Origin of the sequence: Sphingomicrobium lutaoense, assembly GCF_014195685.1 — a bacterium.
GTDB lineage: Bacteria > Pseudomonadota > Alphaproteobacteria > Sphingomonadales > Sphingomonadaceae > Sphingomicrobium > Sphingomicrobium lutaoense.
Genome location: NZ_JACICF010000001.1, coordinates 185,037 through 204,142 on the forward strand (window position 1 = coordinate 185,037; position 19,106 = coordinate 204,142).

Genomic DNA, 19,106 nt, shown 5'->3' on the forward strand with positions numbered 1-19,106 from the left:
ATGAAGAACTGGATCGCACTGGCGCTGTGCCTCGCAGCAGCCTCGCCCGCGGCGGCGCGCGAACCGCGCAGCTATTATCCGGGCCGCGAGCATGTCGAATGGTCGCGCGATGCGGTGATCTACCAGATCAACACCCGCCAGTTCAGCGAGGAGGGCACGATCGACGCCGCCCGTGCGCAATTGCCGCGATTGGCCGAAATGGGGGTCGATATTCTCTGGCTGATGCCCATCCATCCGATCGGCGAGGAAAAACGCAAGGGCAGCCTCGGCAGCCCCTATTCGATCCGCGACTATAAGGCGGTTCGTGACGACCTCGGGTCGATGGAGGACTTCAAGGCCTTCGTCGATGAGGCGCATGGATTGGGGATGAAAGTCATTCTCGACTGGGTCGCCAACCATACGGCATGGGACCATCCTTGGGTCAGCGAGCATCCCGACTGGTACCAGCGGACCCGCACGGGCGGTCTCATCTATCCCTTCGACTGGACCGATATCGTGGTGCTCGATTATGAAAATCCGGAACTGCGCGCCGCGATGAAGGACGCGATGCGCTTCTGGGTCGAGGAAGCGGGCATCGACGGCTATCGCGCCGATGTGGCGGGCTTCGTTCCGCCGCCCTTCTGGGACGAGGTGCGCGCCGAACTCGAAGCGATCAAGCCTGTCTGGCTGCTCGCCGAATATGAGGGGCGCGACCTTCACGACAGTTTCGACGCGACCTATTTCTGGGAATGGGAAAAGGTGTTGCGCAAGCTCGGCAAGGGCGAAGCGGGCCCCGGCGCTCTATGGAGCCTTTACGATACGCAGGCGGTCGAATGGCCGTCGGGCGCGCAGCGCATGATCTTCACCTCGAACCATGACGAGAATACATGGGCGGGTACAGCGGCCGAACGGCTTGGCCCGGCCTTGCCCAATGCCTTCACGCTCCTCTTCACCGCCCATGGCATTCCGCTCATCTACAACGGGCAGGAAGCGGGCCTCGCCAAGCGCCTCGAATTTTTCGAGAAGGACCCGATCGAATGGCGCGATCATCCCAACGCTGCGCTGTTCAATGACTGGATCGCTTTTCGCGACGCCAACCCCGCTCTCCACAACGCTCCCTGGGGTGGTCCGATGGTTCGTGTGCCGAACAGCGAAGAGGCAAAGGCTTTCACCTTCGTCCGCTCGGCAGATGGCAATGCCGTGTTCGTCGCGCAGAATTATTCGGACAAGACGATCCGCATCACGCTGGGCGACATGCCCCATGCCGGCACCTGGGTCGACAAGAGCGTCAGCAGCGCCCAAGCCGATGGCGATCGCTACGAGCTCGAAGAGGGAGCGAGCCTCACGCTCGATCCATGGTCCAGCATCGTCGCCTGGCGCTCACTTGATTGAGCGGCCAGCCCCTAGTGAAGGGGTTGGCCGTGCCGTTCCTTCCAGAATATCAGCGCGCAGATCACGCTTAGCCCGATGAAGAAGACTGGGTACCAGAGACCGGCGTAGATATCGCCCGTCGCCGCCACGATGGTGAAGGCTGTCACGGGCAGGAAACCCCCGACCCAGCCGGTACCGACATGATAGGGAAGGCTCATCGCTGTGTAGCGGATGCGCGTCGGGAACATCTCGACCAGCGCTGCCGCCATCGGGCCGTAGAGCGCGGTCGCCGCCACGGTGAAGACCAGCATCCAGAAATAGAGCGTCGTCCAATCGACTTCGTCCATATTGGCGGACAGGGGATAGCCCGCACGGCGTAGCGCCTCGTCGAGCGCCTCGGCTTCGACCGTGTCGCCATCGGCCACCGTGATGGCGGTGTCGCCGATGCGGATCGCGGTGCTGCCATCCTCGCTCGCCACCCGTGAATAGCCCACGCCGCTGTCGATGACCGCCTTGGAGGCGATGTCGCAGGCGGTGGTGAATTCGGCGGTTCCAGTCGGATTGAATTGGCTCGAACAGCTGTCGAGATCGGTCATGATGACGACCGGCATCTGTTCCTGCGCCCTAGCAAGCTGCGGGTTCACCGCATCGGCGATGCCCATGAAGCCCGGGAAAAAGGCGAGGAGGCCGAGGATCATGCCTCCGACCATCACGGGCTTGCGCCCCAACCGGTCGGACAGCCACCCGAAGAAGACGTAGAGCGGCGCCGAGACGATGGTGACGATGAGAATCAGCCAGTTGACCTCCGCGCCCGGCATCCCGAGATTTTTCTCGAGAAACACCTGCACGTAGAAGAATGCGCAATACCAGAGAGCTCCCTGCGCCGCCATGAAACCGAAGAAGGCGATGAGGACCTGCTTGGCGCTTTTCTTCTCGGCAAAGGCCTCGCGAAGCGGAGTCGAGGTGACTGCCCCTTCTTCCTTGAGCTTCTGATAGGCGGGGCTTTCGCTCAGCTTGAAGCGCATCCACACCGAGATGGCGAGCAGCAGGATCGAAACGAGGAAAGGCACGCGCCAGCCCCAAGCGAGAAAGGCTTCCTCGCCGATGCTCGTGCGCGTGAAATAGATGACGAGGAGCGCCGCGATCAGCCCGAAGGCAGCGCTGGCCTGGATCCAGCCGGTCGCCGCACCGCGCCGATGATCCTCGGCATGTTCGGCGACATAGATGGCCGCCCCGCCATATTCGCCGCCGATCGCCATGCCCTGGCAGATGCGCAGGATGATGAGCAGCACGGGCGCGATCAGGCCTGCCGAGGCATAGGTGGGCAAAAGGCCGATGGCGAAGGTCGCGCCGCCCATCAGGCTCACCGTGATGAGGAAGGTCGCTTTTCGTCCGATCCGGTCGCCCATCGCCCCGAACACGATCGCGCCCAGGGGGCGGAAGGCAAAGCCCGCGGCAAAAAGCCCCAGTGCGGCAATGACGCCCGCCGTTTCCGACAATCCGGAAAAGAAGACCTGGCCGATGACGCTGGCCAGCGCGCCGAAGATGAAGAAATCATACCATTCGAACGCCGTTCCCGCCGAGGAGGCGGTGACGACCTTGGCCATGGACCAGGGCTTGTCGGACATCAGAATTTTCCCCCGTTACGCAAAGTGGCGGACAGGGATAGCGCGCCTAACGGGCGATGCAACTACCACCAGCCGAGAAGCTTCCACCAGCCAAGCCCGATGCCCAGCCATACCGCCATGTGGAAGAGCGAGACGATGAAGCCCATGCGGAACCAGTCGCCGACGCTGTGATAGCCGAGCCCGAAATAGATCACGACCGGCCCAGTCGAATAATGGGTGAGACAGCCGCACAGGTTGGAGAAATAGGCCAGCATCGCGACCATGAGGAGCGGCGGCGCTCCGGCAGCCACGGCAACCGCCAGGAAGGCGCCGACCATCGCGGTGATATGGCCGGTGAGCATCGAGAAGCCGTACATCGAATAGAAATAGACGAGCGCGAGGCCGATTGCGACAGCGAGCGGCGCATATCCCGACACCGCATCGCCCGCGCCGCCCGCGAACCAGTCGATCACCCCGGTCGTCCGCAACTGGTCGGCCATCATTACCAGCCCTCCGAGCCAGATGAGTGCGTCCCACGCGCCCCAGGTCGAGGCCATCGCCTTCCACCGCTCGGCTCCGCTCAGCAGCAGCACGGCAATTCCGCTAAGCGCGACGACCGTGGTGTGAAGCCCGTGGAGCGGCGTGCTTGCCCACAGTCCGACCATGCCGATGAGCACGGCGATCAGGATCTTCTCGTTGCGGCCCTTCGGCCCCATCGCGGCCAGTTCTTCCCCGGCCCGCGCCCGCGCGGCACCGACATCCATTTGCGGAGGGCGAACCACGCGGCGCACCAGTTGCGGCAGGAGGAGAAGCGAAATCAGTCCCGGAACGGCCGCACCCAGCGCCCATTGGGCCCAGCCGAAGCGGATTCCCGCGACATCGCCCGCGGCTTCGGCGACCAGCGGATTGGCGGCCATGCCCGTAAGGAACATCGCCGCGGTAATCAGGTTGAAATGCGCGCCGCAGAAGACGAGGTAGCGGCTCACCCGCGCGCTATCGGCGGGATCGCGTCCTTCGCCGATCGAGCGGCACAGCGCATCGACGATCGGTGCAAGGATACCGCCGCCCCGCGCGGTGTTCGAGGGAATGACGGGAGCCAGCACCAGCTCGGCCGCGCCGATCCCGTAGGCCAGTCCCGTTTCGCTCTTGCCCAGCCGATGCACGAGACCGAGCGCGATCCGCCGCCCGAGGCCGCTGCGGATGACGCTCCCGGCAATCAGGAAAGCCGCGACCACCAGCCAGACGGTGGTGTTGGCGAAACCGAGAAGAGCGGTCTCGAGCGACGCCTTCGAACCTTCACCCAGCGACTGGGTCAGGACCAGCACCATGATCCCGACCAGAACGTTGGTGGACATGGCAAAGGGCCGCAAGAGCAGAGCGAGGATGGTCGCCGCGAACACCGCGAGGACATGCCAGCCGCGCGGTTCCACGCCCTCGGGCGCAGGGATCATCAAGAGGACGATGCCAAGCACGAGGCAGGGCGCCAGCCGCGCCCAGCGCGCCTTCATTGTCAGTTGATCCCCCATTGCCTCCCTTGAGGCACCAAAGCGGCGATCAGGTCAAGCCGTGGGCCCGCTCGAGAAGCGCCTGTGCCTGTTTGAGGTGCGGCAGATCGACCATCTTGCCGCCGATCTTGAGCACGCCGGCATCGGGTTCGGCCTTGAACGCATCGACGATCGCCTGCGCTTCCGTGACCTGTTCGTCGGTGGGGGTGAAGGCCTCGTTGATCGGGCCGACTTGCGCGGGATGGATCGCCAGCTTGCCCGTGAACCCTTCCGCCGCCGCGGCGCGGGCTTCGGCGATCAGGCCGGCCTCGTCCCCGATGTCGGTGAAAACCCCGTCGACTGGCTGGGCGCCCGCCGCGACCGCTCCGGCAAGGCAGAGCGAGCGCGCCATTTTGTAGGTGAAGGCGAGGTCGCCGTCGGCACCCCGCTTGGACGAAGCGCCGAGCGCGGCCGACAGGTCCTCGGCGCCCCAGCTCATCGCCGCGAGAGGCGAGGCGACATCGCGATAGGATAGCAGCCCGAACAGGCTCGCGGGAGTTTCGGTGACGATGGCGTGGATGGGAATATTGCCCGTGGAATGGGCGAGGTGAGTGACGTCGGCGCCGCTCTCGGCCTTGGGAAGCACGATGCCCGAAACATCGAAACGGGCGATGAGCTGCAGGTCCTTCTTATGCTCCTCGGTGCCGATGGGGTTGATCCGCACCCACCATTGCGGCCCGCCTTCCTTGCGCGGGTCGAGATTTCCGATGATCTTCCGCGCCGCTTCCTTGTTGGCGGGCGCGACACTGTCTTCGAGATCGAAGATGAGCGCGTCGGCATCGCCGCTGATTGCCTTGGCGATCTTTTTTTCGCTGTCCGCCGGAACGAACAGCCAGCTGCGCGCGGGCTTCACGCCTTGTCCTTCCGGACGAGCGCCGAGCGTTTCATCGTGCAGACGATCTCGCCCCGCTGGTTCTTTGCCCGATGTTCCCAGGTCACGATGCCTGCATTGGGGCGCGACTTGCTTTCGCGCAGCGCGACCACCTCGGTCTCGCATGACAAGGTATCGCCGACGAACACGGGCTTGGGAAATTTGACTTCCTCATAGCCGAGATTGGCAATGAGCGTGCCCAGCGTCGTGTCGCCCACCGACACGCCGACCAGCAAGCTGAAGGTGAAGCAACTGTTCACCAGGGGCTTGCCGAACTCGGAATCGCGCGCCGCTTCATGATCGAGATGGAGCGGCTGCGGATTGTGCGTCAGCGTGGAAATGAGGAGATTGTCCGTCTCGGTGACGGTGCGGGTGATGGCATGGGCGATGGTGTCGCCGACCTGCCATTGTTCGAAAGTGCGTCCAGCCATGGAGCCGGGCTTAAGCCCTAGGCGGCCTGCCCACAAGTCGCGGACTTCAACTTGGTCTTGAGGTCATGCATGCCGATATCGTCCAGCGCGGCTTCGCGGTCGCTGGCGCGAACGACATTGGCGATATGGCCCATGATCTGGCCCACGATATCGACGGTCTGCAACGCAACGCCATGGTTGGCGACGAGGATCACGTCGGTCGCCAACTGGTCGCCCATCTCGTCGAGAAGGCGCCGAGCTTCGTCCAGTTCATGGGCGAGGCGGTCATCAAGCGGAGTCACGGGCTGGTCCATGTCCCGTGCGATGACAGAATAAAGTTAAGATGAAGTGAGCAGGACCTCGGCCGCCGCCTCGGTAATTGCCTCTCCGTCGAGGCGATAGGCGGCATAAAGATCGGAAAGTGAACCCGTCTGCCCGAATCGCTCGACGCCCAGCGGCGCGGTGCGATGGCCAAGGACGCCGCCGATCCAGCTCAGCGAAGCCGGAGCGGCATCGCACAGCGTGACGAGCCCTGCATCGGGCGACAGGCGCGACAGCAATTTCTCGATATGGCTGGGGGAACGGCCCTGCTGCCAGCGGCGCGCCTGCGCGGCGGTCCAGTCGCGGTGCAGCAAGTCGGGCGAAGTCACGTTGAGGAGGCCAAGACCCGGAATGTCCTCGGACAATTCTTCATGCGCGTCGAGCGCCTCGGGCATGATCGCGCCCATGGCGATGATCGCGGCTTCGCTGCCTTCGTCGGGTTCGCGCAGCCAATAGGCCCCCTTCAGCGCACCCTCCTTCCAGTCGTCATTCTCGCGCTGCGGCTGGGCAAGCGTTCGGGTCGACAGGCGAAGGTAGGTCGATTCGCCATCGGGATCGTCGATCAGGCGGAAGGCTTCCTCCATCATCACCGCCAGTTCGTCGGCATAGGCAGGCTCGTAATGGCGAAGCCCGGGCTGGCCCATCGCGATGAGCGGCGGGTTGATCGACTGGTGCGCACCGCCCTCGGGGCCAAGCGTGATCCCCGAGGGCGTGGCGACGAGCAGGAAACGCGCGTCCTGGTAACAGGCATAGTTGAGGCTATCGAGGCCGCGCGCGATGAAGGGATCATAGAGCGTGCCGATGGGAAAGAGTCGCTCCCCGAACAGGTCGCCCGACAACCCCATCGCGCCGAGCATGAGGAAGAGATTGCTTTCGGCGATCCCCAGTTCGACATGCTGTCCGGTCGCGCTTGCTCCCCATTTCTGCGCGCTGGGGATCTTCGCCTTGGCGAAGACATCCTCGACTTCGCGGCGCTTGAACAGGCCGCGCTGGTTCACCCAGCCGCCGAGGTTGGTCGAAACCGTGACGTCGGGCGAAGTGGTGACGATACGGTCGGCAAGATCGCCGCCCTTTTTCGACAGGTCCATCAGGATGCGACCGAAAGCGGCCTGCGTCGATTGCTCCTCGCCTTCGGGCGCAGGGATGGGATCGACGGTCACGCTGCCGAACGCGCGGTCCCGCTTGTCGCGGCGCACGCGCGCCCCTTCGATCACCGCCTCGACCGCCTTGCGCCGCTTCCCGCCAAGGCCCGCTAGCGGTTCCCATTCGTCGCCTTCGGCAATCCCCATCGCATCGCGCAGCGCATGGATCTGCTTGGGATTCATCAGGCCCGCATGATTGTCCTTGTGTCCCGCAAAAGGCAGGCCTTGGCCCTTGACCGTCCAGGCGATGAAAAAGGTCGGCACATCGTCATCGGCCGCGGCAAAGGCCTCGACCAGCGTTTCCATGCAATGACCGCCGAGGTCGGTCATCAATTCGCCAAGGGCGGCGTCATCGGGATGGGCAGACAGAAAGGGCTTGGCTTTGGCGCCGAGGTCGGCCTCGATCCGCTGGCGCCACGCGGCGCCGCCCTGGTAATGCAGCGCGGAAAAATCGGCATTGGGGAGGCGATCGAGCCATTCGCGAACGGCCTTGCCGCCCTTGCCGTCGAGCGCGGCCCGAAGCCGCTTTCCGTAACGCAGCTCGACCGTCCGCCATCCGCAGCTCGCGAAAATCTCGTCGAACCGCTCGAACATCCGGTCGGCCGAGGTCGCGTCGAGCGACTGGCGGTTATAATCGACGATCCACCACAGGTTGCGGATGTCATGCTTGTAACCCTCGATGATGGCTTCGTAGATATTGCCTTCGTCGAGTTCGGCATCCCCCATCAGCGCGACAAAACGGCCGCGATCTTCCGGCGTCATCCGGTCATGCGCGGTGAGATAATCCTGGATGAGACTGGCAAAGGCGGTAATCGCGACGCCAAGGCCCACCGACCCCGTCGAGAAATCGACCGGGATGCGGTCCTTGGTTCGACTGGGATAGCTTTGCATTCCCCCGAACCCGCGAAAATTCTTGAGCTGTTCGAGGCTTTGCGAGCCCATCAGATAATGGATGGCATGCAGTACCGGGCCGGCATGGGGCTTGACCGCCACCCGGTCGTTGGGTCCAAGCGCGTGGAAATAGAGCGCCGCCATGATCGCGGTCATCGAGGCGCAGCTGGCCTGATGTCCCCCGACCTTGATGCCGTCCGCTTTCTCGCGAAGATGGTTGGCATTGTGGATGGTCCAGCTGGATAGCCAGCGGAGACGGTCGTCGAGCGCGCTGAGGGCGGCGATATCGGGCTTGCTCATGGCGTTGCCCTAGTCGGTTCACCTTCCCGCGCCAAGCCGCAGACTGGGCCCGGCGATCTCAGCCTTCGCTTTCGCGCGCGTCGTAGCGCTTCTGTGCTTCGCGGATGCAGTCGATATGCTCGATCGCCCAGTCGCCCAGCGCCTTGACCGGCAGGCGCAGCGAATGGCCCAGTTCGGTAAGCTCGTAATCGACGCGCGGCGGAATGGTTGGCGTGACGGTGCGGCTTACCAGACCGTCGCGTTCGAGGCCGCGAAGGCTGCGGGTGAGCATGCGCTGCGAAATACCGTCGATCTCGCGCTTCAGTTCGTTGAAGCGGCGGCTTCCGGTGGCGAGCACCATGACGATCAGCATCGACCATTTGTCACCCACCCGGTTGAGCACCGGCGCCACGTTGGCGCAGCCCGCCAGGTGCAGCGGTTCAAGCGTGTCGCTGGTCACATCCATGTGCCTTGCCTCCAGAAATGTGCCGTCTTGCGGATGGAACTTTCAGTAACATATCGCGTCTTGGTATCAAACAGTAACCAAAAGGCAAGACCATGAAGATCCTTAAAGTCGACAGCAGCGTGAATGGCGCGGACAGCGTCACGCGCAAGCTCACCCGCGATATCGTGGAAGAAATCTCCGGCGGCGCCAGCGCCAACGTGACCACCCGCGACCTCGCGCAAAACCCGCTCCCCCACATCGAGGGTCGCCCCGAGATGAATGACGAGCTTTCCGAATTTCTCGACCATGACGTGATCGTGATCGGTGCCCCGACATATAATTTCACCGTGCCGAGCCAGCTCAAGGCATGGTTCGACCGGCTGGCGCTCGCGGGCGTGACCTTTCGCTATGGCGAGAAAGGCCCGGAAGGGCTGGTCGGCGACAAGCGCGTGATCGTCGCGATCGCCTCGGGCGGTCATTACGAGGACGGCTCGGCGTTCGAACATAACAAGAGCTATGTGAAGGCCTTCTTCAACTTCCTCGGGATCGAGCCCGAATTCGTCGCGGCACGCGGCGTGGCGACCGATGGCGACGATGCCATCGAGCGTGCTGAAGAGGAAATCGACCGCCTCGCGGCCTAGCCAAGGGAAGGATCACGGCTCAGCCCGCGCGTGATGCAAAGACGGGAGGCGGCCAGGCGCCTCCCGTCGAGAATCAATCAGGGTCAGGCCGAGAGCAGGCGGATCGGGTTCTCGATATAGCCCTTGAGCGCCTGGAGGAAGCTCGCGGCATCCCAGCCATCGACCACGCGGTGATCGCACGACAGGGACAGGTTCATCTTCTTGGCGGCGACCAGTTCGCCATCCTCGATGATCGGGATTTCCTGCATCTTGTTGACCGCGATGATCGCCACCTGCGGCGGCATGATCACCGGGGTCGACGTAATCCCGCCCATCGGTCCGAGACTCGACAAAGTGATGGTTGCGCCCTGCAATTCGTCGCGCGCGATCTTGCCCGACCGCGCTTCCTCGGCAAGGCGACCGATGTCGCTCGCCAGCTGCCATACCGACTTGGCATGCGCATCCTTGATTACCGGCACCATCAGCCCGTTATCGGTCTGCGCGGCCATCCCCATGTGCAACTTGCCATGGCGGGTGATCTCGTTGGCTTCGTCGTCATAGGTGGCGTTGAGCATCGGGAAATCGGGAAGCGTCTTGGCCATTGCCGCGATGAGGAACGGCAGCACGGTCAGCTTGGGACGATTGCCCCGGTCGCGGTTCATCATCGCCCGCGTTTCCTCGAGCGCGGTGACGTCGAAATCCTCGACCAAAGTGAAATGGGGCACGCGGCGCTTCGCCGCCTGCATATTCTCGGCGATCTTGCGGCGCAGGCCGACGACCTTGACCTTCTCATCGGCGCGCGGCGCGCTGCCGCCATGGCTGACGCTGCCGCCATTGTAGAGAAGATAGGCGTCGAGATCCGCATGGCGCACCCGGTCCGATGTAGTTTTCACCTGCGAAAGGTCGATCCCCAGATCGCGCGCGCGGTTGCGCACCGTGGGCGAAGCCAGCACCTTGGTCGCAGGCTTGTGATCTTCGCCTTCGTCCTTGCTCTCGGCCTTGGCGACAGGAGCGTCCTCGTCCCGGTCGGTGACGGGCAGCGCCTTTTCCTGCTCGGGCGTGGGCTCTTCGGCGCCATCGCCCAGCGGCATTTCCTCTTCGCTTTCCTCGGCCGCGGCGGGGGCTTCGACTTCTTCCTCGGGCACATCGCCCTCGGTCTCGATCTCCACGAGCACCGAGCCGATCGCGATCTGGTCACCCACTTCGCCCGCCAGCTTGACGACCTTGCCCGCGACCGGGCTTTCCATCTCGACCGTCGCCTTGTCGGTCATCATGTCGGCGAGATGCGCATCTTCCTCGATGATGTCGCCGACCTTGACGTGCCATTCGACAATTTCGGCCTCGGCGATGCCTTCGCCAATGTCGGGGAGTTTGAAATTGTAGATCGCCATCAGTCAGCCATCACTTTCTTGAGTGCAGTTTTGATGCGGGCCGGGCCCGGGAAATAGGTCCATTCATAGCTGTGCGGGTAGGGGGTGTCCCAACCCGTCACACGCTCGACCGGCGCCTCGAGATGATAGAAGCAGCGCTCGGTCACCAGCGCCGACAGTTCGGCACCGAAGCCCGAGGTGCGCGGCGCTTCATGGACGATGAGGCAGCGGCCGGTCTTGCGCACCGATTTCTCGATCGTCTCGATGTCGAGCGGCACGAGCGTGCGAAGGTCGATGATCTCGGCGTCGACATCGGCCTCTTCCATCGCGGCGCGGGCGACATGGACCATCGTGCCATAGGCCAGCACGGTGAGCGCTTCGCCTTCGCGCACCACGTTCGCCTTCCCGATCGGCACGGTGTAATGGCCCTCGGGCACTTCGGCTTCGGCACGCTTGGACCAGGGCACGACCGGCTGGTCATGATGCCCGCTGAAGGGGCCGTTGTAGATGCGCTTGGGCTCGAAGAAGAGCACGGGATCCGGGTCCTCGATCGCCGCGAGCAGCAGGCCCTTGGCGTCATAGGGGGTAGAGGGGATCACCGTCTTCAGGCCCGCGATATGGGTGAACAGGCTCTCGGGGCTCTGGCTATGGGTCTGGCCGCCATAGATGCCCCCGCCATAAGGCGAGCGGATCACCATCGGCATCGTCCATTCGCCCGCGGTGCGATAGCGCATCTTGGCGACTTCGGAGACGATCTGGTCGTAACCCGGATAGATATAGTCGGCGAACTGGATTTCGATCACGGGCTTGAGTCCATAGGCCGCCATCCCGACCGCGGTGGCGACAATGCCGTTCTCGCTGATCGGCGTATCGAAGGCGCGCTCCTTGCCGAATTCCTTCTGCAGCCCCTCGGTGACGCGGAAGACGCCGCCGAAATAACCCGCGTCCTCGCCGAAGACGACGATATCCTCATCGGCACGCATTGCGACCTTATGGGCATCGTTCAATGCCTGGATCATGTTCATGACGGCCATTATTCGCCCTCCTTCAGCGCGGCATCGCGCTGCTCGGCGATGTGCCAGGGCATCTCGGCATAGACATCCTCGAACATGCTTTCCTTATTCTCGTCGCCCTGGTCGGACAGGACGCCGAGTTTCTCGGCTTCCTTCTGCGACTTGCGGACCTCGGCGGACAATTCCTCGTGAAGCGCGCTGTCGCGTTCCTCGTCCCATTCGCCAAGGCCGATCATGTGCGCCTTCAAACGCTCGATCGGATCGCCCAGCGGCCAGGCCTCGGATTCCTCCTTGGGGCGATAGCCGGTGGGATCGTCGGAGGTCGAATGGCCCTCGGCGCGGTAGGTGAAGAATTCGATCATGGTCGGGCCATTGTTCGACCGCGCCCGCTCGGACGCCCAGCGCACCGCGGCATAGACCGCCAGCGCATCGTTGCCGTCGACGCGAAGCCCCGCCATGCCATAGCCGATCGCGCGGCTGGCGAAGGTCGCCTGCTCGGCTCCGGCAATGCCCGAGAAGCTCGAGATCGCCCATTGGTTGTTGACGGTCGCGAGAATGACCGGCGCCTGATAGACCGAGGCGAAGGTCATCGCCGCGTGGAAATCGCCCTCGGCGGTGGCGCCATCGCCGATCCAGCCCATCGCGATACGGCTGTCGCCCTTGATCGCGCTCGCCATTGCCCAGCCCACGGCCTGCGGGAACTGGGTGCCGAGATTGCCGGAAATGGAGAAGAAGCCCTTTTCCTTGTCCGAATACATGATCGGCAACTGGCGACCCTTCATATGGTCGCCGCTGTTCGAATAGATCTGGCACATCATCTTCACCAGCGGATAGCCGCGCGCAACGAGCAGCCCTTGCTGGCGATAGGTGGGGAAATGGATGTCCTCGGCGTCCATCGCGGCGGCGGCGGCGGTGGCGATCGCTTCCTCGCCGGTGCACTTCATGTAGAAGCTCGTCTTGCCCTGCCGCTGGGCGCGATACATGCGGTCATCGAAGATCCGCACCGTCACCATGTCGCGATAGATCTTGCGCAACACTTCGGGGTCGAGCTTGGGGTCCCACGGTCCGACCGCCTTGTGATCATCGTCGAGAACGCGGACGAGATGATTGACCAGCGGATGGGTCTCGCTGTCGTCGCAGGCCACGTCGGGACGCGGCGCGCTGCCCGCTTCGGGAATCTCGAGATTGGAATAGTCCGGCGTATCGCCCGGCCGATAGGGCGGCTCGGGAACATGCAGGGCCAGCGCCGGCCGGTTGGGGCGCCTTTCGGATCGTGCCATTCAAAACCTCTCTTGCAGCGCACGCGCATGCGCGTCGCTTTGTGTTGGCAGCCCCCTAATACGGAACGGGTCCGGCCTCAAGCTATGCCCGGCGGGAAAGCCTTCGCGCCGGGCATGTCTGTTCCTAGTGGCCGTGGTTCCCGGTCTCGGCTTCGGTTCCGATGGTGTAGGAGGAACCCGCGCCCGCATGGAACCAGAAGGGCTCGATCCCGCCTTCGCCGCCCGCGACGACCCGGAGGTCGCCATCGTACAGCGTGCCGCCGATCATGACCTGCGCCACGCTCGTCGAGTTGCGGATATTCTCGAGCGGATTGGCATCGAGAATGACAAGATCGGCAAGCTTGCCCGCTTCGATCGATCCCAGTTCATTGTCGAGCCCCAGTGCCAACGCCGAATTGATCGTTCCGGTCTTCAAGGCATCATGATTGCTCATCCCGCCGAGAGTGTAGCTCCACATGTCCCAATGCGCGCCGAGGCCTTCGCGCTGGCCATGCGCGCCGATCGTCACCGGAACGCCGGTTTCGTAGATCTGCTTGGCGGTTGCCGCGACCTGCGCGAGATTATTCTCCTCGTCGGGGAATTTGACCGGACGGCGGCTGGCGGCATCGAGAAGCGGCTGCGGCACCCATTTCGAAAGGATGGGTTCCTCCCAGACATTGGTTTCCTTGTACCAGTACATCTCGCCGAACGGCCCGCCATAGGCGACCACCAGCGTCGGGACATAAGCGGTGCCGATCCCGTTCTGGCCGCCCCACATCTGCAGCACATCGTCATAGACCTTCGCCACGGGAAGCGAATGTTCGATGGTCGTGTGCCCGTCGGCGATCATCGTCATATTATGCTGGAAAAGGCTCCCGCCCTCGGGGACCACTTCCATCTCCAGTTCGCGCGCGGCCTGGATCACCATCTGGCGCTGGTCGCGGCGGGGTTGGTTATAGCTTTTCACCGACCAGGCCCCGACGGCTTTCAGGCGCCGCAGGTGCGAACGGGCATCGTCGAGATTGTCGATGATCGCGGTGAAGGGCGTGGTCGCGCCGTAAAGGATCGTGCCGGTCGAGAAGATGCGCGGCCCGATGAGCTTGCCCGCTTTCTGCATCTCGCTCGCGGCAAAGATCTGGTGGGTATTGTTCGACGGGTCATGAACCGTGGTCACGCCATAGCCGATCCCCGCCGCGAGCATCCAATTCTGCTGCGGGACGATCTGGTTGACCCCCATGCCGCCATGCCAATGCGCATCGATGAGACCCGGAATGACCGTCTTGCCCGAAAGGTCAATGGTCGGGGTTCCCGCGGGATAGGTCATCGCGGCGGTCGGTCCCACCGCCCCGATCCGGTCGCCATCGATGAGGATGGTGCCATTCTCGATGACTTCATCGCCATTCATCGTCACGATCCGCGCACCGACCAGCGCAAGGTTGCCCGAAGGCTTCTTGAAGGTCGACACGATACCGAGATTGGCAAGCGTCACCGTCTCGCTGTCCTTCAGCCGGTCGAAATCGCTGACATCGCGCATCTGGAGGTCGGGGCCATAGGTCCAGTAGAGGCGGCGGCTGTCAGCCGACCAATGCACGAAATCCCCGACATCCTTGGTCACCTTCGTCAGCGGGAGCGCCTTCGACTTGGGATCGATCTCGAGCGTCCGGCCGAAGCGCGCGAAGGGAATGACATAGGTCTGGAAACGCTCGGTCCAGGCAAGCCAGCGCTCGTCGGGGGAAATCGCGAAATCGCCCGCGAATTCGGAACGCAGATGCGTGTGCATATCGCTGCCATCGAGATCGATCGAACGCAGCTCGGCCTTATTCTCGGCGCCCGCGGCGGTGAAGAAGAGGCGGCGGCCATCGCTGCCGAACTGCGGATTGTTGCCGCCTTCGACGACCAGCACCGGCTCGCCTCCGCCCAGTGACTGGACATAGATGCCCTGGTCGCGGCTGTAGAGCGGGCTGGTCAGATAGCCGCCGCCGGCCTTGCGATAGGCGATCCGGCTGCCGTCGGGCGAAAAAGCCGGTTCGACATAATGGCCGGGTTCCTTGGTGATCGCGCGGGCGCGGCTGCCATCGGGGCGACCGACCATGATGCGACCCAGCTCCCGGTCGTCCCATTCGACCCAGGCAAGCGTGCGTCCATCGCGCGACAAAGTGGGGAAGACCCGCCGCTTGCCATCGTCGGGGGTGATGGCGCGCGCGGCGCCTCCCGCCAACGGCTTGCTCCACAGGCGGCCGAGCGATTCATAGACGACCGAGCGTCCGTCGGGCGATACCTGGGCGAAGCGGATCATTTTGGTCGTGAAGCTGTCGGGCGCGAGGCTCTTCTGGTGGCGCACCGCATCGGCGACGAACCGCTCGCCCTTCACGCGGAAGGGGATGGGCGACACCGCGCCCGTCCTCGCATCGACACGGTGGATGCCGCCTTCGGCCCAGAAGACGATGGCGCTGCTGTCGGGCATCCATTCCATGTGCGGATAGACGCCATGCACCGCCCAGGTTTCCTGCATGTCGCGGTCGAGCCGGTCAGTCAGCGGCGTGATCCGCCCCGAGGCGATGTCCATGACCATCAGCACCGACTGACCGCGCACGCGCCGCACGAAGGCCAGGTTCTTGCCGTCGGGCGAAGGGGTCGGGCGGATCGCGCCGCCCGGGCCGTCAATGAAGGTCTCGATCTTGCCACTTTCGCGATCGAGCCGCTTGATGGTGTAGATCTGCGCGTTGACGTCCTTCGAATATTCGAAGGTCTCTCCCGGCGTCGAATCGTCCGAGAAATAGAGATAGCGCCCGTCGGGCGAGAAAGCGGGTTCGCCCGTGTCCTTCTGTTTCGTGCGCTTTTCGGTCATCTGCACGCCCGCGCCCTTGCCCGAGGCATGGTACATCCAGATTTCGCCGGCCCCCAGCGAGCGGGTCGAGGTGAAATGCTTGCGCCCCACGAGGAATTGGCCGTCGGGCGACCATTCGGGCTGGTTGAGCAGGCGGAATTCCTCGTCGGAGACCTGGCGCGGCTGGCTGCCGTCGCGCTTCATCACCCACAGATTGTCACCGCCCGCCCGGTCGGAGGTGAAGGCGATTTCGGAACCGTCGGGGGAAAAGACCGGCTGCATGTCCCACTGGTGCCCGGTGGCGATCGGCACGGCTTCGCCGCCCGCGATGTCGAGGAGATAGATGTCGCCAAGAAGGTCGAAGACGATCTCGCGTCCGTTGGGCGAAACGTCGAGGCTGATCCAGGTGCCCTTGTCGGTATCGATCGGCACCGATTTGCCGGGGCCGCGGTGCAGCGTGACATCCCAATCCTTGCCCAGCGGATCCTTCTTCTCGGCCTCGGCGGATTTCGCTTCGCCTTCGGGGGCCGCCGGTTCCTGCGCCCATGCGGGCTGGATGGCCATGGTCGCGGCCGCAGCCAGCAAGGTGATTCGCGCAGTCTTCATGATGGTCCCCTCGGTGTGATGTGCGGAGGGGCTTATGGGACGCCTCCTTGTCGCATTGCAATCGGAGCTTCGATGAACGGCGATTGACGAGCGCGCGAAAGGCCGCTTAACGGGCCGCCATGACCGAGAAAAAGAATGCGCTTCCCGACCGCCTGTCGATGGACCCCCGCAGCGAATATTTCGATGCCGAGCTTCTCGAGCGCGGTGTCGGCATCCTGTTCAACGGGGTCGAGAAGGTGAATGTCGAGGAATATTGCATGTCCGAAGGCTGGATCCGCATCGCCGCCGGAAAGTCGCGCGATCGCTACGGCAACCCGATGACGATCAAGCTCAAGGGCAAGGTCGAACCCTTCCTCGAAGAAGATCGCCCCGCCGAATAGGGCAGGGCGATCGCTTGGGGTTGATTGACCGGCTTCAGGCCGCGGGCGGCGGCGTAGGCGTCGCCGAGGGCGGATAGGCCTGCATCTTCTTGCTGCGCCGGTAATCCATATATTTCTTGGCGGCCCATCCGGCGGTCAGAGCAACGCCGAGCGGGCCGAGGCCGCGCTTGGCGACGAAGGGCAGGGCCGTGGCAGCGGCGGTCCCGATGGCACCTCCACCGAGATTCTGGGCGACCTTGCGGCCCGCGACGGCGGTAATGAGGCTGCGTAGCATGTTCCTTGTCTCCTGAAATGCTTTCCTCATCAACGGGCGAAAGCGGTTTCTGGATCCATCGCCGATGGGTCGGGACACTTTCCCAACTGCTGGTGGGAATTTCCACCAATCCCCTCGCTTTCCCGTGTCGGCTCCACGACATTTGGCGGAAAACCGCGATTGGCACGCCCCATGCAAGGTGTAGGGCGACCGCCAAAACCCAAGGTTCCGGCGGCCAAAAGGGAGATAGAAAATGTCCGGTTCCAAGTTCCAGCGCCATCTGATCGCCGCGATCGCTTCGGTCGTGATGAGCAGCCTCGTCGTCGGCACCACCATCGCGCCGAGCGATGCTATCGCCGCCAGCCCGATCCAGGTCGCAACCTATGCCTGATCTCGAACCCATCAAGGCAGTTCCCAAGGTCCGGATCGCCCGGCCGGTGCGCCCCGAGCGTGTGGCCGACAGCGACCGCCAGGCCGGCGACGGCGGCGGAGCCTTCGCTCCGCTGGGCGCGATCCTCAACGGTCCGATCTTCACCCGGGCCCGCGACATCATCGCCGCCAACGTCACCGAGATGCTCGACCGCGCCGAAGACCCGGCCCGGATGATCCGCATGATCATTGCCGAGATGGAAGAAGTTCTGGTCGAGGTGCGTGCCACCGCCGCGCGCTCGATCGCCGATCTGAAGGAAATGCGCCGCGCCAACGCCCGTCTCGAAACGCTTCGCGATGAATGGACCGAGCGTGCCGAACTCGCCCTGTCGAAAGGTCGCGACGATCTTGCCAAACAGGCGCTTCTCGAAAAGGCCAAGCTTGGCGACACCATCGACGGACTGCATCAGGAGATGGAGCAGATCGAGACCGTCTTGAAAGGCTATGAAGCCGACATTGCCAAGCTGCAGGCCAAGCTCGCCGAAGCCCGCGCGCGCCAGAATTCGATCGCCAGCCGCATCGAGAGCGCGATGACCCGCGCCCGTGCCCGCGAAATGGTCTATGGCAGCCGCACCGAAGATGCCTTCTCGCGCTTCGAGATGCTCGAGCGCCGCGCAGACCTTGCCGAGGGCCATGCCGAAGCGTTGGGCCTCACCGGTCCCAAGTCGCTCGAAGACGAAATCGCCGAACTGCGCGCCTCCGACAAGATCGAAGCCGAACTGGCGGCCATGAAAGCGGCCCAGGCCGCCAAGAAACAGAATTAGAAAGGGACAAAGGGGATGTCCAAGACCTATCGCTACGCACTCGCCAGCAAGGACAAGAAAGTTGCCGGGGTCTTCGCCCATATGGGCAAACGCTTCGGGGTGGATCCCACTTTCCTGCGCATCGGCTTCGTCGCCAGCTTCTTGTTCATCAGCTGGGAAGTCCTGCTCATCGCTTATGTCGCCGCGGGCATCTTCTTCTCGCTCCAGCGCAAGAAGGAAATGTCGATGAGCGAGTATGACCGGCTCCAGCGCCCGGTGCGCGGCTCGGTCCATGATGCCCGCACCAAGCTCGACGAAAAGGACCGGCGCATGATGGCGATCGACCACCATCTCCACAATGCCGACAGCGATGCGCTGGCGCGCGAAATCGAAGCGCTCAAGGAGGAAAAATGATGATGGAGCCCCTCAGTATCGCCCTCATCGGCGTCACCGTCCTGGCATCGCTCGGACTGGCTGCCTACGCCGGACTGAAGGCCTTTCGCGGCTGGATCGACTTCAAGCGGCTCGAACTCGCCAGCCTCGGCAGCGATCCGGAATATTCCAATGCGGCCGACCTCATCGAGATCGCCGATCTCAAGGAACGGATCCGCAAGCTCGAAGCCATTGCCGCGGGGATCGACCCCTAGGACATCAAGGCCCCCCGGCGCCCGATCCCACGGGCGCCCCCGCCGCGGCCCGGCTTCCCCACGCGGGAGGCCGGGCCGTTCGCTTGTTGATCCGCCTCC

19 protein-coding genes are annotated in these 19,106 nt (G+C 63.7%); 7 read left to right on the plus strand and 12 right to left on the minus strand.

Annotation, left to right across the window (positions count from 1 at the left end; all coding sequences use genetic code 11):
* Positions 1 to 1,371: an alpha-amylase family glycosyl hydrolase gene (locus tag FHS50_RS00915; protein WP_183932476.1), complete on the plus strand. Its 1,371-nt coding sequence runs from the start codon at positions 1 to 3 to the stop codon at positions 1,369 to 1,371.
* An 11-nt stretch (positions 1,372 to 1,382) separates the two neighbouring features.
* Here FHS50_RS00915 and FHS50_RS00920 read toward each other — a convergent pair whose 3' ends face one another.
* The 7 genes from FHS50_RS00920 to FHS50_RS00950 form a co-directional block, all read right to left on the minus strand.
* Positions 1,383 to 2,978, minus strand: a complete 1,596-nt coding sequence (locus tag FHS50_RS00920) for an MFS transporter (RefSeq protein ID WP_183932477.1) — start codon at positions 2,976 to 2,978, stop codon at positions 1,383 to 1,385.
* Between the two features lie 62 nt (positions 2,979 to 3,040).
* Positions 3,041 to 4,483 (minus strand): DASS family sodium-coupled anion symporter, encoded by a 1,443-nt coding sequence (locus FHS50_RS00925; RefSeq protein WP_183932478.1) that lies wholly within the window; start codon positions 4,481 to 4,483, stop codon positions 3,041 to 3,043.
* 28 nt (positions 4,484 to 4,511) lie between these two features.
* Positions 4,512 to 5,354, minus strand: a complete 843-nt coding sequence (locus FHS50_RS00930) for an HpcH/HpaI aldolase/citrate lyase family protein (RefSeq protein WP_183932479.1) — start codon at positions 5,352 to 5,354, stop codon at positions 4,512 to 4,514.
* Positions 5,351 to 5,803, minus strand: coding sequence for a MaoC family dehydratase (locus FHS50_RS00935; protein WP_183932480.1), 453 nt, complete (start codon positions 5,801 to 5,803; stop codon positions 5,351 to 5,353). The genes FHS50_RS00930 and FHS50_RS00935 overlap by 4 nt, the downstream gene beginning before the upstream one ends.
* Before the next feature lie 17 nt (positions 5,804 to 5,820).
* Complete coding sequence (locus FHS50_RS00940) at positions 5,821 to 6,084, minus strand: hypothetical protein (protein ID WP_183932481.1); 264 nt, start codon at positions 6,082 to 6,084, stop codon at positions 5,821 to 5,823.
* A 36-nt stretch (positions 6,085 to 6,120) separates the two neighbouring features.
* Complete coding sequence (locus FHS50_RS00945; RefSeq protein WP_183932482.1) at positions 6,121 to 8,436, minus strand: transketolase; 2,316 nt, start codon at positions 8,434 to 8,436, stop codon at positions 6,121 to 6,123.
* A gap of 58 nt (positions 8,437 to 8,494) precedes the next feature.
* Positions 8,495 to 8,881, minus strand: a complete 387-nt coding sequence (locus FHS50_RS00950; protein WP_183932483.1) for a winged helix-turn-helix transcriptional regulator — start codon at positions 8,879 to 8,881, stop codon at positions 8,495 to 8,497.
* A gap of 92 nt (positions 8,882 to 8,973) precedes the next feature.
* Between FHS50_RS00950 and FHS50_RS00955 the strand changes: the two genes are divergently transcribed.
* The gene (locus FHS50_RS00955) at positions 8,974 to 9,501 is read left to right on the plus strand and encodes an FMN-dependent NADH-azoreductase (RefSeq protein ID WP_183932484.1); all 528 of its coding nucleotides are present in this window, start codon (positions 8,974 to 8,976) and stop codon (positions 9,499 to 9,501) included.
* Positions 9,502 to 9,584: 83 nt separating this feature from the next.
* Here the strand turns inward: FHS50_RS00955 and FHS50_RS00960 are convergent, their stop codons facing one another.
* From FHS50_RS00960 to FHS50_RS00975, 4 genes are all read right to left on the minus strand, one after another.
* Positions 9,585 to 10,871 carry a dihydrolipoamide acetyltransferase family protein gene (locus tag FHS50_RS00960; protein ID WP_183932485.1) on the minus strand — a complete coding sequence of 429 codons (1,287 nt, stop codon included), beginning with the start codon at positions 10,869 to 10,871 and terminating at the stop codon, positions 9,585 to 9,587.
* Complete coding sequence (locus FHS50_RS00965; protein WP_183933832.1) at positions 10,871 to 11,875, minus strand: alpha-ketoacid dehydrogenase subunit beta; 1,005 nt, start codon at positions 11,873 to 11,875, stop codon at positions 10,871 to 10,873. The genes FHS50_RS00960 and FHS50_RS00965 overlap by 1 nt, the downstream gene beginning before the upstream one ends.
* Before the next feature lie 8 nt (positions 11,876 to 11,883).
* The gene (locus tag FHS50_RS00970; protein WP_183932486.1) at positions 11,884 to 13,143 is read right to left on the minus strand and encodes a 3-methyl-2-oxobutanoate dehydrogenase (2-methylpropanoyl-transferring) subunit alpha; all 1,260 of its coding nucleotides are present in this window, start codon (positions 13,141 to 13,143) and stop codon (positions 11,884 to 11,886) included.
* A gap of 124 nt (positions 13,144 to 13,267) precedes the next feature.
* Positions 13,268 to 16,555, minus strand: a complete 3,288-nt coding sequence (locus FHS50_RS00975) for an amidohydrolase family protein (RefSeq protein ID WP_183932487.1) — start codon at positions 16,553 to 16,555, stop codon at positions 13,268 to 13,270.
* 119 nt (positions 16,556 to 16,674) lie between these two features.
* Here FHS50_RS00975 and FHS50_RS00980 point away from each other — a divergent pair, with 119 nt between their 5' ends.
* Positions 16,675 to 16,935: a DUF3297 family protein gene (locus FHS50_RS00980; protein WP_183932488.1), complete on the plus strand. Its 261-nt coding sequence runs from the start codon at positions 16,675 to 16,677 to the stop codon at positions 16,933 to 16,935.
* Between the two features lie 34 nt (positions 16,936 to 16,969).
* On the opposite strand, the gene FHS50_RS00985 is transcribed toward FHS50_RS00980, so the two are convergent.
* Positions 16,970 to 17,209, minus strand: coding sequence for a hypothetical protein (locus tag FHS50_RS00985; protein WP_183932489.1), 240 nt, complete (start codon positions 17,207 to 17,209; stop codon positions 16,970 to 16,972).
* 232 nt (positions 17,210 to 17,441) lie between these two features.
* Here FHS50_RS00985 and FHS50_RS00990 point away from each other — a divergent pair, with 232 nt between their 5' ends.
* The 4 genes from FHS50_RS00990 (at position 17,442) to FHS50_RS01005 (ending at position 19,007) form a co-directional block, all read left to right on the plus strand.
* Positions 17,442 to 17,579: a hypothetical protein gene (locus FHS50_RS00990; protein ID WP_183932490.1), complete on the plus strand. Its 138-nt coding sequence runs from the start codon at positions 17,442 to 17,444 to the stop codon at positions 17,577 to 17,579.
* Positions 17,580 to 17,760: 181 nt separating this feature from the next.
* On the plus strand, positions 17,761 to 18,381 hold the full coding sequence (locus FHS50_RS00995; protein WP_246333012.1) for a PspA/IM30 family protein: 621 nt from the start codon (positions 17,761 to 17,763) through the stop codon (positions 18,379 to 18,381).
* A gap of 15 nt (positions 18,382 to 18,396) precedes the next feature.
* Positions 18,397 to 18,774: a PspC domain-containing protein gene (locus tag FHS50_RS01000; RefSeq protein WP_183932492.1), complete on the plus strand. Its 378-nt coding sequence runs from the start codon at positions 18,397 to 18,399 to the stop codon at positions 18,772 to 18,774.
* Positions 18,771 to 19,007, plus strand: coding sequence for a hypothetical protein (locus tag FHS50_RS01005; RefSeq protein WP_246332904.1), 237 nt, complete (start codon positions 18,771 to 18,773; stop codon positions 19,005 to 19,007). Before FHS50_RS01000 ends, FHS50_RS01005 begins: the two co-directional genes overlap by 4 nt.
* Positions 19,008 to 19,106 lie beyond the last annotated feature (99 nt).